At 65.5% G+C, this 17,463-nt stretch carries 4 protein-coding genes; 3 read left to right on the top strand and 1 reads right to left on the bottom strand.

Annotation, left to right across the window (positions count from 1 at the left end; all coding sequences use genetic code 11):
* The first annotated feature begins 217 nt into the window (after nt 1–217).
* The 3 genes from pks2 (at nt 218) to H977_RS0124170 (ending at nt 8,548) form a co-directional block, all read left to right on the top strand.
* Nucleotides 218–6,505: a sulfolipid-1 biosynthesis phthioceranic/hydroxyphthioceranic acid synthase gene (gene pks2 / locus H977_RS0124180; RefSeq protein ID WP_286162742.1), complete on the top strand. Its 6,288-nt coding sequence runs from the start codon at nt 218–220 to the stop codon at nt 6,503–6,505.
* A gap of 461 nt (nt 6,506–6,966) precedes the next feature.
* A complete protein-coding gene (locus H977_RS0124175) occupies nt 6,967–7,788 on the top strand; it encodes a GAP family protein (RefSeq protein WP_029110280.1) in 822 nt (273 codons plus the stop codon).
* 94 nt (nt 7,789–7,882) lie between these two features.
* Nucleotides 7,883–8,548 carry a methyltransferase family protein gene (locus H977_RS0124170; RefSeq protein WP_029110279.1) on the top strand — a complete coding sequence of 222 codons (666 nt, stop codon included), beginning with the start codon at nt 7,883–7,885 and terminating at the stop codon, nt 8,546–8,548.
* A gap of 9 nt (nt 8,549–8,557) precedes the next feature.
* Here H977_RS0124170 and H977_RS0124165 read toward each other — a convergent pair.
* Nucleotides 8,558–17,463 (bottom strand): non-ribosomal peptide synthetase (locus tag H977_RS0124165; protein WP_029110278.1); only part of this gene is annotated, 8,906 nt, incomplete at its 5' end.

The raw sequence follows: 17,463 nt of genomic DNA, 5'->3' as shown, positions 1-17,463 counted from the left end.
CTGCAGCGAACTTAGTGTGGTTGATTGTGACGACCCGCTGGGGGCAGTGGGCCACGTGCCGGTGCCTGGGAAACACCGAGACAATTGCGCGGCTCAACGCACGAATGCAGGGTACCGAGCCCGACAGCGGTCGAACCGCTGAAAGGCCCGCCGGGAGGAGGGGCAGTTGACTGCATCCGAAATTGTGCGCGGAGAGCGCTCCGGCACAGATGCCGGCATATTCTCCCCTCCCGCATCCGCCGCAACTGTCACCCCGGTCGCGGTCATCGGCATGTCGTGCCGGCTTCCCGGTGGCATCGACTCTCCCGAGCGCCTGTGGGAGTCGCTCCTGCGGGGCGATGACTTGGTCACCGAGGTTCCGCCTGACCGGTGGGATGCCGACGAATACTACGACCCGGAGCCCGGGGTGCCCGGTCGGTCGGTGTCGAAGTGGGGCGCGTTCATCGACGACGTCGCCGGCTTCGATGCCGAATTCTTCGGTATCAACGAACGCGAGAGCACCGCGCTCGATCCGCAGCATCGTCTGTTGCTCGAGACCTCCTGGGAAGCCATGGAGCACGCGGGCCTCACGCAGGATGCGCTGGCCGACTCGCTGACGGGGGTGTTCGTCGGACTGACGCATGCCGACTACCAGATGCTGGCCGCAGATGCTCAAGCCCTGGAAGCGGCATACGGCTTCAGCGGCAACAACTTCAGCCTGGCGTCCGGGCGGATCGCCTACGCGCTCGGGGTGCACGGCCCGGCGCTCACGGTGGACACCGCATGCTCGTCCGGCCTGACCGCAGTACACCTGGCATGCCGCAGCCTGCACGAGGGAGAGAGTGATCTCGCCCTGGCCGGCGGCGCCACGTTGGCGCTGGACCCGCGCAAGTTCGCGTCGGGTTCAGCCGAGGGGATGCTCTCGGCGACCGGACGCTGCCACGCCTTCGATGCCGCGGCCGACGGGTTCGTAGGTGGCGAAGGCTGCGTGATGGTGTTGCTCAAGCGGTTACCCGACGCATTACGCGACGGAGACCGGATCCTGGCCGTGGTGCGCGGCACGGCCGCAAATCAAGACGGTCATACCGTGAACATCGCGACGCCGTCGGATGCCGCACAGACCGCGGTGTACCGGGCGGCGTTGGCCGCGGCCGGGGTTGACCCCGCCACCGTCGGCATGGTCGAGGCGCACGGCACCGGCACGCCGGTGGGAGACCCGATCGAATACTCCAGTCTGGCCAAGGTGTACGGCGTCGACGGCCCCTGTGCACTCGCATCGGTGAAGACGAACATGGGGCACGCCCAGGCAGCCTCCGGAGCCATCGGGCTGATCAAGGCGGTCCTCGCGGTGCAGCACGGCGTGGTTCCGCAGAACCTGCATTTCGTTCGGCTGCCCGATCAGCTTGCCGAGATTCACACCAATCTTTTTGTGCCCCAGGCGACAACGCCTTGGTGCACCAACGGACATCACCCCCGGCGGGCGGCGGTGTCATCGTATGGCCTGTCCGGGACCAATGTGCACGCCATCCTTGAGCAGGCACCGGTACCGGCATCTCAACCCACAGCTGCAGACGCGCCATCCCCGTCCATCGCGGCGCCGATGCTGTTCCCGCTGTCGTCCACGTCTGCCGACGAACTGCGCAACACCGCGGGCCGGCTCGCCGACTGGGTGCAGGCACACGAGGATGTCGCCCTGCCGGACCTGGCGTATACCTTGGCGCGCCGGCGCGGACACCGACCGGTGCGCACCGCCGTCAGCGCGGACAGCCGACCGGAACTCGTTGCAGCGTTGCGTGAGGTCGCCGGAGGCGACACTCCCTATCAAGCAGCGGTCGGGCGCGACGACCGCGGACCGGTCTGGGTGTTCTCCGGGCAGGGTTCGCAATGGGCGGGAATGGGCGCCGAGCTCTTGGTGACCGAACCGGTGTTCGCCGCCACGGTGGCACAGGCCGAGCCGATCATTGCCGCCGAGTCGGGATTCTCGGTGACCGAGGCAATGTCGGCGGCGGACGTCGTCACCGGTCAGGATCGGTTGCAGCCGACCTTGTTCACCATGCAGGTCGCCATGGCCGCCACCATGAAAGCGCACGGGGTGCGCCCCGGTGCCGTCATCGGCCACTCCCTCGGCGAGGCCGCTGCTGCTGTCGTCGCGGGGGCGCTCTCGCTGGAGGACGGACTGCGCCTCATCTGCCGCCGGTCACGGCTGATGTCCCGGATTTCCGGCAAGGGTGCCACCGCAGCGGTGGAGTTACCTGCCAAGCAAGTACTTTCGGAGTTGACCGGCCGCGGCATCAACGATGTCGTGGTGGCCGTGGTGGCTTCGCCACAGTCCACCGTGATCGCCGGCACCACGGAAAAGGTGCGCGATCTGGTAGCGGACTGGGAACAACGCGGGGTGATGGCTCGCGAGGTTCCCGTCGATGTCGCCTTCCACTCGCCACAGGTGGAGCCGATCGTCGGAGATCTGGCCGAGGCGCTCGCCTACCTCGAACCGATGACACCGGAGATCCCGTTCTATTCGGCGACCTTGTTCGACCCGCGCGAGCAGCCGGTGTGCGATGCCGCCTACTGGGTGACCAACATGCGCCGGATGGTGCGTTTCGCCACCGCGGTACAAGCCGCGCTGGAGGACGGCTACCGCGTGTTCGCCGAGCTCTCGCCACATCCGCTGCTCACCCGGGCCCTCGAACAGACGGCTGCCGGCCGCGAAACGCCGATGGCCGCGCTGGCCGCGATGCGCCGGCAGCTTGCGATGCCGAATGGACTGCGGGGACTCCTGATTGATCTCCACAGTGCCGGCGCAGCCGTCGACTTCTCTGTCGCCTGCCCCGACGGTCAGCTGGTGGAGGCACCACTGCCGACGTGGACACACCGCCGACTGTGGCTCAGCGGCGGTGGTCAGGAACATCCGACCCATGGCGGTTGCACCATCGCGGTTCACCCGCTGCTGGGCGCCAACGTCCGGTTGCACGAGGAACCGGAACGCTACGTGTGGCAGGCAGACGTCGGCACTGCCGCCCAGCCGTGGCTCGCCGATCACCAAATACGCACTGTTGCAGTGCTTCCGGGTGCGGCGTACTGCGAGATGGCGCTGGCAGCGGCCAGTGCCGTGCTCGGTGAGGCTTCCGAAGTCCGTGACATCCGGTTCGAGCAGGCGCTGCTTCTCGACGAACAGACCGTGGTCGGAGCCTCAGCTTCGGTGTCGTCTCCGGGAGTTGCCGCGTTCACCGTGGAGACCGACGAGGAGGGCCGGCAAGCGCGGCACGCGACCGCGGTCCTGCACACCGCGGTGGACGAGCAACCGCCTGCGTACGACATGTCCGCCGTCATCACCGCCCATCCTTGCGACGAGGATGGCGCCGAGGTGCGTGATCGCGTGGGCCGGCACGGCATTCAGTACGGACCCGCATTCACCGGTCTGGTCACCGTACTCACCGGCGAGGCCGAGGCCCGCACTGTGCTCGCCGAGGTTGCACTCCCCCGCTCGATCCGCTCCCAGCAGGACGCGTACGGAGTGCATCCGGCACTTCTGGATGCCTGCTTCCAATCGGTCGAGGCACATCCCGCGGTTCAGGCACTCGGCGGGGACGTGCTGGGATTGCCCCTGGGCGTGCGACGGCTACGCAGCTACGGCTCGGCTCGCAATGCGCACTACTGCCACACGCGATTGATCAAGGCCGATGCCACCGGTATCGAGGCCGACATCGATGTGCTCGACAAGGACGGCACAGTACTGCTGACCGTGCAGGGACTTCGCCTGGGCACCGGTGCCTCCGCCAGCGGACACGATGATCAGGTTTTCAGCGAACGGCTGCTGACCGTCGAGTGGCGACAACGGGAGCTACCTGAGGTGGAATATGCCGAAGCCGGGTCCTGGCTTCTCATCGGCGCGTCCGACGGTCCCGACGTGGTCGCCGACAAGTTGAGCAGCATTCTGAAAGACCGCGGCGCACAGTGCACCACGATGAGTTGGCCCGATCAAGCCGACGACTCACTGACCTGCGCACAGCTCGCCAACCATTTGCGGGCCGGTCGATTCACCGCCGTGGTGGTCCTGACGTCGCCGAACAACGGTGATCACAACGACCAGTCGCCATTGCTGGGTCGCGAGTACGTGCGTCATATGGTGCATATCGCCCGCGAACTACCGGAGATGAGCGGGGAACTACCTCGTCTGTACGTCGTGACCCGTAACGCCCAGACGGTGGTGGCCGGTGATGTGGCCAATCTCGACCAGGCCGAGCTACGGGGCCTGATCCGGGTCATCGGTACCGAACATCCGCACCTGACCGCCACCCAGATCGATGTCGACGAGGCCACCGACGTGGATCAGTTGGCACAGCAGCTGCTCAGCGGATCCGACGAGGACGAAACCGCGTGGCGCAATGGCCGGTGGTATATCGCACGGTTGTGCCTCGCCCCGCTGCGCCCCGAGGAGCGGCAGACCACCGTCGCCCATCTCGAACGCGACCGGATGCGGCTGCAGATCCGTACCCCGGGTGACCTGGAGTCGATGGAACTTGTCGCCTGCGAGCATGTTCCGCCAGGACCGGGGCAGATAGAGGTCGCTGTCAGCGCATCAAGCATCAACTTCGCCGACGTGCTCGTCGCCTTCGGCCGATATCCGGCCTTCGACGGGCACCTGCCCCAACTCGGTATCGACTTCGCCGGAGTGGTCACCGCGGTCGGGCCCGACGTGACCGACCACAAAGTCGGTGATCGGGTCGGAGGTCTGTGTGCCGACGGATGTTGGGGCACGTTCGTCACCTGCGACGCACGCCTGGCTGCCACCTTGCCGGCCGGCCTGACGGACGCCGAGGCGGCCGCACTGACCATTGCGACCGCCACCGCCTACTACGGGCTCAACGATATGGCCCGGATCAAGTCCGGCGACAAGGTGCTGATCCACTCCGCCACCGGCGGGGTCGGCCAGGCGGCGATGGCCATCGCCCGCGCCGCCGGTGCGGAGATCTTCGCCACCGCCGGTAGCGAGCAGCGTCGACAACTGCTGCGCGACATGGGTGTTGAGCATGTGTACGACTCGCGGAGCCTGGAGTTCGCCGATCGGATCCGTCAGGACACCGATGGCTACGGCGTAGACATCGTGCTGAATTCGGTGACCGGTGCGGCCCAGCGGGCCGGCCTCGAACTGCTCTCATTCGGTGGGCGATTCGTGGAGATCGGCAAGCGGGATATCTACGGCGACAGCAGGTTGGGACTCTTCCCCTTCCGGCGCAACCTGTCGTTCTACGCCGTCGATCTGGCGCTGATGTCCGTCAGCCATCCGGACCGGCTCCGGGAGTTGCTGGAAACGGTGTATCTGCTGACCGCGGAGGGCGATCTGCCGATGCCGGAGGTCACCCACTACCCACTTGCCGACGCTGCCAACGCGATTCGCATGATCAGCGGCGCGCAGCACACCGGCAAGCTCGTGCTCGGCATTCCACACACCGGTTCGAGTCGGCTCGTGGTGCCGCCGTCCCAGGTGCAGGTGTTCCGGCCCGACGGCGCGTACATCGTCACCGGTGGCCTCGGAGGCCTGGGGCTGTTCATCGCCGAGAAGATGGCGGCCGGCGGATGTGGTCGGATCGTGCTGTCCTCACGGACACAGCCGACCGCCCGGGCATCGGAGATCCTCGAGCGCATCCGCGCCACCGGCGTCGACGTGCTCGTCGAGTGCGGCGACATCGCCGAGTCCGGCACCGCAGAGCGGTTGGTGGCAGTGGCGACCGCCGATGGGCAGGCAGTCCGCGGCGTATTGCACGCGGCGGGTGTGATCGAGGATGCCGCACTGACCAACATCACCGATGAGCTCATCGAGCGAGACTGGGCACCAAAGGTTTACGGCGCCTGGAATCTGCACACGGCCACCGCAGACCAGCCTTTGGACTGGTTCTGTTCGTTCTCGTCGGCGGCCGCACTGGTCGGTTCCCCTGGGCAGGGCGCCTACGCTGCCGCCAACAGCTGGTTGGATGCCTTCAGCTTGTGGCGCCGATCCCAGGGGTTGCCCGGCACAGCCATCGCATGGGGCGCCTGGGGGCAGATCGGCCGCGGTACCGCACTCGCAGAGGGCGCCGGAATCGCCATTACTCCTGACGAGGGCGCGTATGCGTTCGAGGCGGTGCTGCGTCACGACCGCGCGTACACCGGATACGCGCCGATCGCGGGCGCACCCTGGTTGAGCGTGTTCGCAGAACGCAGCCCCTTCGGCGAGGCATTCCGATCCACGAGCCAGAACTCGACGGGCACCGGCAAATTACACGCCGAACTCGATGAGCTGCCCCCGGAGGAATGGGCCGCCAAACTGCGGCATGTGATTTCCGATCAGGTGGGCGTGATCCTGCGCCGCAGCGTCGATCCGGACCGCCCGCTGTCCGAGTACGGCATGGACTCGCTGGGAGCACTCGAACTACGCACCCGCATCGAAAACGAAACAGGCATACGGATCTCGGCCACCGGAATCACGACCGTGCACGGTTTGGCAGATCTGCTGTGCGAAAAGCTCCTGCCCGCAGGAGCGGTCTGACATGCTGCGGAACGACAAACTCGGGCGAGCCTCCATCAGCAAACATCCGACCGGGCCCCCGAGCTGCCCTACCGGCGGATCGGCCGCGCGAGGTCCTGATCCCCGTTCAGGGCGGGCCTTCTCCTCGCCGCCGCCTGGCCACTCGGCGTCCACAGGTCCTCGCATACCCGGAAGCGATGGACGGTTCTTGGTCGCCGGTTCGGTGTCCGGCCACACGTTCGTTACGAAACCGATTATTTGACAACTGATCTCATCGCATCGATATCAGCATGACAGGAGAGAGAAGCAGGGCACCATCAAGTCCGCGGAGGCAATGCGTGATGGGTCTCACGCAGTCCAGGTATCGGCCACCACGACCAGCACGGCCCTGCTTTTCGTACGGCCGAATGATCTCCGACAGCTCTCACAGAAGTTCATCAAAATGACAGAACAGCAAACGAATTCGAGGTAGCATTCCGATCATGTGGGGCTCGTTGGCGGTGCTGGCACTCTTGACGACGATCAATCCTGTGCGCCTCGGCATCATCATCCTGGTGCTCTCCAGGCCGCGGCCCATGCAGAACCTGCTCGCCTACTGGACGGGCGCGGTGCTGGTTGGGCTCACCACCCTCCTGATTCCACTGTTCGTGCTCCACTCCACGCCGGCGTCGTCTGATTTCGCCAAGAATTTTGCCAACCCCACCGAGAATCCGGTCGCGCAGCGCAGTGCAATCGGGATGGGTGTGCTTCTGCTGGCGATCGGTGCGTTCATGGCGGCACGCAGCGTGTTACGGACACCTGCTCCCGCAGGTGCCCACCGCAAGGCGGGGGGCAACGGTGACGGCACCACGACACTCGTACTCGATTCAGGTGCACCACCAGTCATCACAAGGTTCCTGCATCCCGCCGAGAAGTCGGCCGATGCAGACGGGGACGAAAAGTCTCTGCCCCGGCGGCTACTGGGCCGCGCGCGTGACGCGTGGCAGAACGGGTCCCCTTGGATTCCTTTCGTCATCGGCCTCATAGTGCTCCCACCGCTCGATGGGGTTCTCTTCGCACTGGCCATCATCGTGGCCTCAGGAGCCTCGTTCGACGTCCAGGTGATCACAACGATCATATTCGTCTTCGGCGTGCTCTTGGTGGAGGAGATCATTCTCGTCAGCAATGTGGTTATACCCGCGAGAACCCAAGCCGCACTGCGTAAGTTGCATGAATGGGGCCGTGCGCATCACCAGAAGTTCGTGGCGGCGGTCCTGGCAGTTGTCGGACTCTCGCTGTTGGCCAGGGGCATGGGCGGCCTCTGATCCGAACATCGGCCGACGATCTTGATTCCGCCGAAGTGGGAGCCGACGGCGTATCCTGTTAGCTGAGGGTCATGGCTCAGCGTCGGGAGGGCCCATGAAAACCGTTATCAGAATGCTGGTTTCAAGTTCCATCGGCATGACACTGACCGGGCTGGTTATATTTGCTTCGGCAGGCACATTCGACTACTGGCGAGGTTGGGTGTTTCTCGCAGTACTCGTGGTCTCGGGTTGGGTGTCGGCGGTCTATTTCCTGCGCAAGAACCCCGCGGTGCTGCTGCGGCGGTTGCCCACGACCGAGGAACGACCACAGCAGAAGGTCATTGTCGTTGGTGTCTTATTGCTCTGGGCGGCAATGCTCGTCGTGAGCGCGGTCGATCACCGCTTCGAATGGTCGGTCGTCGCCACAGAGGTCTCATTGGCCGGCGATGTGCTGGTCGCGCTCGGACTGGCTGCGATTTGCCTGGTGCTCGTTCAGAACAGCCATGCGGCCGTGACGGTTCGGGTGGAGGCGAATCAACGGCTTGTCTCCACTGGCCTGTACGGCTTCGTGCGGCACCCGATGTACACCTGCAACGCGCTGCTTCTGACCGGAATACCCCTTGCGCTCGGTTCCTTCTGGGGCCTCATGTTTCTGATCCCGGGCATCCTGCTGTTCGCCCTACGCATCCAGGATGAGGAGAAGTTCCTCGCGGCAGAGCTGGACGGATACCGCGACTACATGCAGAAGGTTCGATACCGCATGCTGCCGGGGATATGGTGACCGGTTCTGTCAGCTGTCCAATAACAGTCTGAGTCGGCTTCCGTACTCTTTGAGCGCCCTGGGCGTAAACATCTCGTAGTGCGTGCAGTCGACCGAGTGCGCGTTGATCTCGCCGGCAATCCACGGCCGCCAGCTTTGCAGATGGGTCCGAGCGGCCCGCCGATTCCGCATCTCATGCCAGCGGGACCGTAGTCCTGGTGCGCCGTCTTTGCTTCGGTGCCGCGTGGCCATCAAAACGGCGACATCGCCATCGAATACCTCGGGCGCGTGATCGAGCAGGCGGAGCTGGTTATCGTTGAGATTTTGGGCCATGAACTCCAGCAACGGCTTTGGCGGGAGAGCGAACCCCAGCGCACCCTGTTCCCGAATCAGTTCTTCCGCCCGCTGATAGTCGATGGGCCTCCGGTGCGGTGGCACGTCGATGTTGTTGGTCTGCAAGATGTATTCCAACACGAGACCTTCGGCCAGCACCCGGTTCTCGGCGACGAGCCTGTCGGCGCCGGTCGTGAGTCTGTTCGTCCTCAATGCGGCGTCCAGGAGTACGAGACGCTGGACTTCGCATCCTCGGCGCTGTAGCTCCACGGCGAGCGCCTGTGCGACGACGCCACCGAACGACCAGCCGAGGAGCTTGTAGGGGCCATCCGGGTGAAGGGCTTGAACGCGGTCCGCATAGATCGTTGCCAGGTTGTTTATCGATACGGGATCTGCCTGGTCGGCTGTCGTCGTTTGATTGATTCCGATGATCGGGCAGTCCAGGTATTCGCCGAGTGCCCGATACGACCAGCTCAACCCGAAACCGTCGTGAATGCAGACCACGGGAGCGCCTGAGCCCGCCCTGAGGACGTCGACGGGGACCACTTCCTCAGCACTGTCCACATTTCCGATCCGCTGAGCCAGGCTTCTCACGTTCGGCGCCTCGAACATCACGCGTACGGCCAGGTGTGCGTCCGTGGCCTTGTTGATCGCGGCGACGGCCCGCATCGCCAGCAGAGAATCGCCGCCGAGGTCAAAGAACGAGTCGTCGACCCCGACGCGCTCCAGACCGAGCACTTCAGCGTAGATGCGGGTCAGGGCCTCTTCGACGGGAGTCTCGGGGGCCCGGTATTGGCCGGCCTCGTATTCAGGTGCCGGCAGAGCGCGCAAATCGAGTTTTCCGTTGGAGGTCAAAGGAAGTGCATCCACGACCATGACCGCCGCCGGAACCATATAGACCGGCAGCCGTTCGGCCAGCCTCGCTCGCACCTGACCCGGGTTTACCGCGCCGGCCAGAGACTCGGTGACATAGCCGACCAGGCGCTGGTCTCCGGGATGGTCCTCCCGGAGCACCACCGCGGCCTGGCCTACTCTGTCCATATCGGCCAATGCTGTTCGGATCTCCCCGAGTTCGATGCGGTGGCCACGGATCTTGGCCTGCTCGTCGGCACGCCCCAAGTAGCGCAACTGGCCGCCGGCATCCCAACACACCAGATCACCGGTGCGGTACATCCGGGTTGCGGGATCTTCCGGCCCGACGAACGGGCAGGCCACAAACCGCGACCCGGTCAATGCGGACCGGCCGATGTACCCGCACGCCACACCACGGCCTGCCACGTACAACTCGCCCACCACCCCGGCGGGGACCGGGTGCAGCCATTGATCCAGCACAAACAACGCCGACGTGGTCACCGGGGCACCGATCGGGACCACCCGCGGTCCCGCCGAGTCCGGCGTCGTCAAGGGCGCGCTCATCGACGCGTACACCGTCGTCTCGGTCGGACCATAGGCATTGATCACCACGCGCCCGGGCGCCCATCGGTCCACCACGTCACTCGGGCAGGATTCACCGCCGAGCAGTAGCGCAGTCGATCCCAAGCCCTCCGGCGAGAGAGCGGCCACTGCCGATGGGGTCTGGGTCAGCACATTGACGGCTTCTGAAACCAGCACATCGTGGAAGATCTCCGGTGAGCCGACTACCTCTTCCGGCACGACAACCAGCCGTCCGCCGGTCAACAGCGCCGCCCAGATCTCCCACACCGAGAAGTCGAATGCGTACGAATGACACTGTGTCCATACCTGATTGGCCGGCAGTCCGGTCGGCATCGAGGCGGCGAGGTGCGTCAGGTTGTGGTGCGTAATGCCTACGCCTTTGGGGGTACCGGTGGTGCCCGAGGTGTATATCAGGTAGGCGATCTCGTCAGCCTCCGGTGGCGGCAACGCCGTATTCGGGTGGCCGTCGATGCGAGGGTCATCGATGTCGATGACGGCCATGCCGGCTGCGGCCAGGCGATCGAGGTGCACTGCGGAGGTGATCGCGGCACTCGGCGCGGCGTCGGCGAGCATGAAAGCGATCCGTGCTTCTGGGTGTGCCGGGTCCATCGGCAGATAGGCCGCTCCGGTCTTGAGCACAGCCAGCATCGCCACGATCGCCTCGGAGCAACGGTTGAACAGCAGCGCGACACTCTGCCCCGGCCCGACACCCATACCTTCGAGCAAGTGCGCCAACCGATTCGACGCCTCGTCGAGTTCCTGATAGGTCTTCGTGCGGCTTCGACGGGACTGGGGTGGAACGCCGGCATCCGTCACCGCCACCGCCTGCGGTGCGCGGGCCACCTGCTCACTGAACAACGTCGGGACCGACACCATCGTGGAGGTGGCGAGTGCCGCACAGTTGCCGATCTCGTCCAGGCAATCCCGCTCGCCGGCAATGAGCACGTCCACCGACGACACCCGCTGATGGGCATCGGTGGTCAAGGTCGACACCACGCGCTCCAGTCGTTCGATCAGTTTCCGAATGCTGTCTGCGTCGAACACGTCGGTGCGGTACTCGACGGAGCCGACGATTCCGTCCGGCGCTCCGCTCCCTGTCCAGCGCTCCTCGAGCGAGAAGGCCAGATCCATGCGGGCAGCCTGCGTGTCGGCAGGAAGTGGGGTCACCTGCACGTCGCTCAGAAGCGGATCGGCGCCAGAATCACCGCTGTCTCCTGAGACGAAGTTCTGCCAGGCGAACATCACCTGGATCAACGGGTGATGGGTCAGGCTCCTGATCGGGTTGAGCCGATCCACCAGCACCTCGAAGGGCACGTCCTGATGCTCGTAGGCGGCCAGGCTGCGCTGACGTATCTGGGCCATGAGCTCGGCGAAGGTCGGGTCTCCGCCGAGGTCCACCCGTAGCACCAGGGTGTTGACGAAGAATCCCACCAGATCATCGAGCGCCGGATCGCGCCGCCCCGCAATTGGGAAACCCACCGCCACATCAGAACTGGCGCTCAGCTTCGACAGCAGCACCGCCAGTGCCGCCTGCAGCACCATGAAGCTGGTGGCATCGTGCTCGCGCGCCAGTCGACCGATACTCTGCTGCAGTTCAATCGGCCACTCCACCGCCGCGCTGGCTCCGCGGTAGTCGGCGACCGGCGGATACGGCCGATCCGTCGGCAACTCCAGCCGCTCGGGCAGCCCCGCCAACGCCTGCTCCCAGTACGCCACCTGGGCGGCGATCGGACTGTCGGCATCATTGAGATCGCCCAGTTGGTCGCGTTGCCACAGCGTGTAATCGACGTACTGCACCGGTAGTGGCGACCAGTCGGGAACCTGGCCCACGCATCGGCCGGCATAGGCCATCCCGAGATCGCGCACCATCGGCGCGATCGACCAACCGTCGGCAGCAATGTGGTGGACCACGACAACGAGTACGTGCTCACTCTCGTCGACGCGCAAAAGCGTTGCCCGGACCGGGACTTCGCCGGCCAGATCGAAGCAGTGCCGCACCGTCGCGTCGACAGCCTCCCGTAGCCGCGACTCCGGCCACCCGCGGGCATCCACCACCTGCCAACTGAACTGCGCCCGCTCCGTGGGAATCACGACCTGCTGCGGTAGCCCATCGACCGCCGTAAAGACGGTACGAAGGCTCTCGTGGCGTGCCACCACATCGGTGAGCGCCGCCCCCAGCGCTTCGCTATCCAACGTCCCGGTGATCCGGTAGGCGGTAGGCATGTTGTAAACCGGTGAGGGGCCCTGCAACTGGTCCAGGAACCACAACCGCTGCTGGGCATACGACAACGGCAGCACCGCGGGCCGCTCCTGGACGGTCAGCGCCGCGCCGGCCCGATCCCCGGCATGTGCGCTCATCCACTCGGACAGTTCGGCCACGGTGGGGGCATCGAACAAAGCCCGGATCGTCACCTCGACGTTCAGCTCGGCCCGGGTTCGCGCGACCAATCGCGTCGCGGTGAGGGAGTGTCCGCCCAGGTCGAAGAACCCGTCGTCGATGCCGACTCGGGCGACCCCCAGAACCTCACCGAACAGGGCGACCAGAGCCCGCTCGCGCTGGTCACGAGGAGCCCGGTAGGCCACCCCACTGTTGAACTCCGGGTTCGGCAGTGCCCGGCGATCGAGTTTGCCGTTGACGGTGAGCGGCAGGGCGTCCAACACCATGATCGCCGTGGGCACCATGTATTCGGGCAGCTTGTCCCCCGCGAAACGACGCAGTTCCCCGGCTCGTTCGATCGCAGACGGGTCATTGACGTATGCGGCCAGCGAGCCCGCTGCAGTGCCGGGCAGGTAAAGATCCGACAGCGCCAGCACGGCACCGTCGCCCGATGACGCGGCGGCACGCGTGTAGATGAGGTCGACCAGACCATCACACGGCGACCAGGTCACGGCCGCGGCGTACCCGAGCTCCCGGCCCAGCTGTAAGCAGTCATGCGGTAACACTGCCTCGGAAGCCGAAATGCCGGAACGTAATTCGCTGACATACTCGCGGTCACCCGCCTTGTCCAGCTCGCGTACCAGCTCGACGTCCTGCCAGATTCCGGCATGAGGAACCCCGGAGATGCGAAGCTCCGGTAACCCTTCGGACCGCAGATACTCGCCCAACCTCGCCAGGCCCCCGAACCGCTGCCATGGTTCGCACGGTAGGTTCGCAACCGAGCGCACAGGGATCGGCCCCTTGCGTAGCACCACCTCATACCGATAGCCGCTGAGTTCGTTGACCGCCTGCATGTCCTTGAGTCGCACCTCGACGGCGGCGATGTCGCCGAGATGTTGTGGCAGTGTGGCAAAGAACTCGGGAGCCACCAGGAGCTCCTGTTCGGCAAGAATCTCGCGACGCACCCGCTCACCTACTGCCGCAGCGGTGTCCTCACTGTCACGCCCGTCCTGACCGCCGGCGCATACCACCCCGGTAGTGAACGCCCGCAACAACGACAGGTTGCGCACATCGCCGAGGAACAGGGCTCCGCCGGGCGCCAATGACCGCATCGCCAGGGCCAGAACATCGAGCAGATAGCCCGCACTCGGGAAATACTGGATGACTGAATTGAGGACCACTACATCGAAGTGGCCCTGTGGAATCCCATCGGGGGCGTCGGCCGGCTGCGCCCGCAACCGTACCCGGTCCGCCCAGGGCTGCCCGGCCACTTTCGTCCGCAATGTCTGGATCGTCGGTGGCGAGAAGTCCGTTGCCCAATACTCGACGCACTCCGGGGCCACGTGCGCAAGCAGCAGCCCCGAGCCCACACCGATCTCCAGCACTCGGCGCGGTCGCAGCGCCAGGATTCGGTCTACCGCAGCCGAACGCCATTCGGTCATCTGCGGCAATGGAATTGGATCGCCGGTGTAACTGCTGTTCCAGCCCCCGAAGTCCTCGCCCAGTTCGGTGGGCGTGCCCGTGGTGAACGACTCCCCCGAGTACAGGCCCTCATACACGCCCTGCCACTGGTCTACGAGTTCCGCTTCGCGGGCAGACTCGCGGACCAGCATCATCTCCGGGTCCAGGACGACATAGGCCACCAACCGCTTGTCGGCGGTCGGCTCACCCTGGCTCGCGTTGGACGTGGTGGTGTGGGCGACGACCACCGCTTGGGAGACGCGGGGATGGGACGCCAACACCGACTGGATTTCGCCGAGTTCGATGCGGTAGCCGCGGATCTTGACCTGCTCGTCCGCGCGACCGGCATACCGCAGCTGCCCATCGGCTCCCCAGGAAACCCGATCCCCGGTGCGGTACATCCGGGTCCCCGGCATCCCGAACGGGCAAGGGACAAAACGTGACCCGGTCAACCCCGGCCGGCGCACATAACCGAGGCCGACGCCCCGACCGGCTACATACAGCTCCCCCACCACACCTGGCGGGACTTCGCGTAACCATTGGTCCAACACGAACAACCCGGCGCCCGGGACCGGCACACCGATCGGGACGACACCCGCCCCGGCCTGTAGCGGAGCGCTGATCGTGGCGTACACCGTTGTCTCGGTCGGGCCGTAGCCGTTGATCATCACCCGGCCCGGCGCCCACCGCTCCACCACTTTCTGCGGGCACGGTTCGGCGGCCACCATCAACGCCGACACCGATTCCAGTCCTTCCGGCGAGAGCATCCCCACCGCGGACGGAGTTTGACTCAACACCGTCACCCGCTCGTCGACAAGCAACGCCTGCAGCTCGCGCGGTGACCGCGTCAGCTGTTCGGGCACCACCACCAAACGCCCACCGTGCAGTAGGGCGCCCCAGATCTCCCATACCGAATAGTCGAAAGCCAACGACGAACACGCAGCCCACACCTGCCCCGGGCCCATCTCGAGACCCACGTCCAGACCATCGAAGAGTCGCGTCACGTTCTGATGAGTGACGGCAACACCTTTGGGCACGCCCGTGGTGCCCGAGGTGTAGATAATGTGGGCCACGTCGTCAGCCGCCGGAGCCGACGCCACAGGCGTGCCGAGCAAGGAGTCGATGCGGGGATCATCAATCCGCAGGACCGGGACACCACAGCCTGCCATCCGATCAACCAAACCAGCCGTGGTCAGGACCGCCACCGGCGCAGCATCGGCCAGCATGAACTGCACACGCGCTTCCGGATGGGCCGGGTCGATCGGCAGATACGCCGCCCCCGACTTCAGCACAGCCATAATCGCGACGACCGCATCGGCCGACCGGCCTGTCAACAAACCGACACAGCGCCCCGGGCCGGCACCAACCCCAACCAGCGAGTGTGCCAACCGGTTCGATGCCTCATCAAGCTCACGGTAAGTCAACGACCGGTCGTCGAACCGCACCGCCACCGCATCAGGAGCCCGCACCACCTGGCCGGCAAACAGCTCAGGAATCGATGATTCCGTGCCATAGCGGGCCAACACACGCCGGTGACCGACTTCGTCCAAACGCGCCTGCTCAAACGCATCGAGCAGGTCCACCGACGACAGCCGACGACCCGGATCAGACGTCATCGCCACCAACACCCGGCGCAACCGCTCGATCAGGGTCTCGATGCTCGCCGCATCGAACACATCGGTCCGGAATTCCACCGAGCCCCAGATTCCAGCAGGCTCACCGGCGTCGGTCCAGTGTTCTCGGAGGAAAAGCACCAGATCCATGCGGGCAGTCTGGGTATCAGCCTCCAGCGGGGCGGCCTGCACATCACCCAGACTGAGCGCGGTCGCCGCATCATTGTCCAGGCCGGGCAGATTCTGCCAGGCGAAGATCACCTGGATCACAGGCTCATGGGCCAGGCTGCGGGTCGGGTTGAGCCGCTCGACCAGCACCTCGAACGGCACGTCCTGGTGTTCGAAGGCTGCCAACGCACGCTGACGCACCTGCTCGAGCACCTCTGCGACCGTGGGGTCACCACCCAGATCCACCCGCAGCACCAGCGTGTTGACGAAGAACCCGACCAACTCGTCGAGCGCCGGATCGCGGCGCCCAGCGATCGGGAACCCGACTGCCACATCGGAACTGGCACTCAATTGGGCAAGCAACACGGCCAGTGCGGCCTGGACCACCATGAAGCTGGTGGCGTTGCGCTCGTGGGCCACTCGCGCGACCTGCTGCTGCAACTCGGCCGGCCAATCGACCATCACGGTGGCGCCGCGGTGGTCCGCCACCGGCGGATAGGGCCGGTCGGTCGGCAACTCCAACCGCTCGGGCAGCCCGGCCAGCGCCTCCTCCCAGTAGGCCAGTTGCCCGGCGATGCGGCTGTCCGGGTCGGTCAGATCGCCCAGATGCTCGCGCTGCCATAGGGTGTAGTCGACGTACTGCACGGGCAACGGTGCCCAGCCGGGTGCCTGTCCCGCGCACCGGCATGCATACGCCATGCCCAGGTCACGTACCAGAGGCCCGATCGACCAGCCATCGCCGGCGATGTGATGGACCACCGCCACCAGCACGTGCTCGTCCGCGGCCACCCGGAAAAGGGTTGCCCTCAGCGGTGTTTCAGCGGACAAGTCGAAGTTGTACCCGATGATCTCGTGGATCACCTCCCGCAGCCGCTCCGTGGACCAGCCGGAGGCGTCAACGACCTCCCACCCGATGTCGGTCTGGTCTGCGGGCACTACAACCTGCCGCGGTACACCGTCAACCGCGGGGAACAATGTCCGCAGGCTCTCGTGGCGGCCCACCACGTCAGCCAACGCCGCTGCGAGGGCGTCGGTGTCGAGTCGTCCACTGATCCGATACGCGGTCGGCATGTTGTATGTGGCTGCGCCACTGTCGAACCGGTTGAGGAACCACATCCGGTTCTGCGCGTAGGACAGCGGGATAAGGGCGGGCCGCTGTTGGACTGTCAGAGCGGGAAGCCCGCTGGTAGCCATGTCGATGCGTGGAGCCAGCAGTGCCACCGTGGGTGCATCGAACAACGTACGCACGGCGATATCAACATCCAGGCCGGCATTGATCGAAGCGATCAACCTCATGGCAGAGAGGGAGTCGCCGCCCAGGTCGAAGAACGAGTCATCAACCCCGACCCGCTCCAACCCCAGAACTTTGCCGTAAATGCCGGCAAGGATCTCCTCGACCGTGGTGGACGGGGCGCGGTAGCTGTCGGTGTCGGCGTAATCCGGGGCCGGCAGGGCCCGCCGATCCAGCTTCCCGTTTACCGTCAACGGAATCGCCTCAACCACCATCACTACGGCGGGCACCATATAACCCGGCAACCGCTGCGACAGTT

Origin of the sequence: Mycobacterium sp. URHD0025 (assembly GCF_000426065.1) — a bacterium.
GTDB lineage: Bacteria > Actinomycetota > Actinomycetes > Mycobacteriales > Mycobacteriaceae > Mycobacterium.
Note: the sequence above shows the minus strand (reverse complement) of the source record. Positions and strands in the feature narration are given on the sequence as shown.

Excerpts from the sequence above, each read along its gene's own strand:
- H977_RS0124175 (WP_029110280.1), top strand. The coding sequence starts at position 6,967 with ATGTGGGGCTCGTTGGCGGTGCTGGCACTCTTGACGACGATCAATCCT.
- H977_RS0124170 (WP_029110279.1), top strand. The coding sequence starts at position 7,883 with ATGAAAACCGTTATCAGAATGCTGGTTTCAAGTTCCATCGGCATGACA.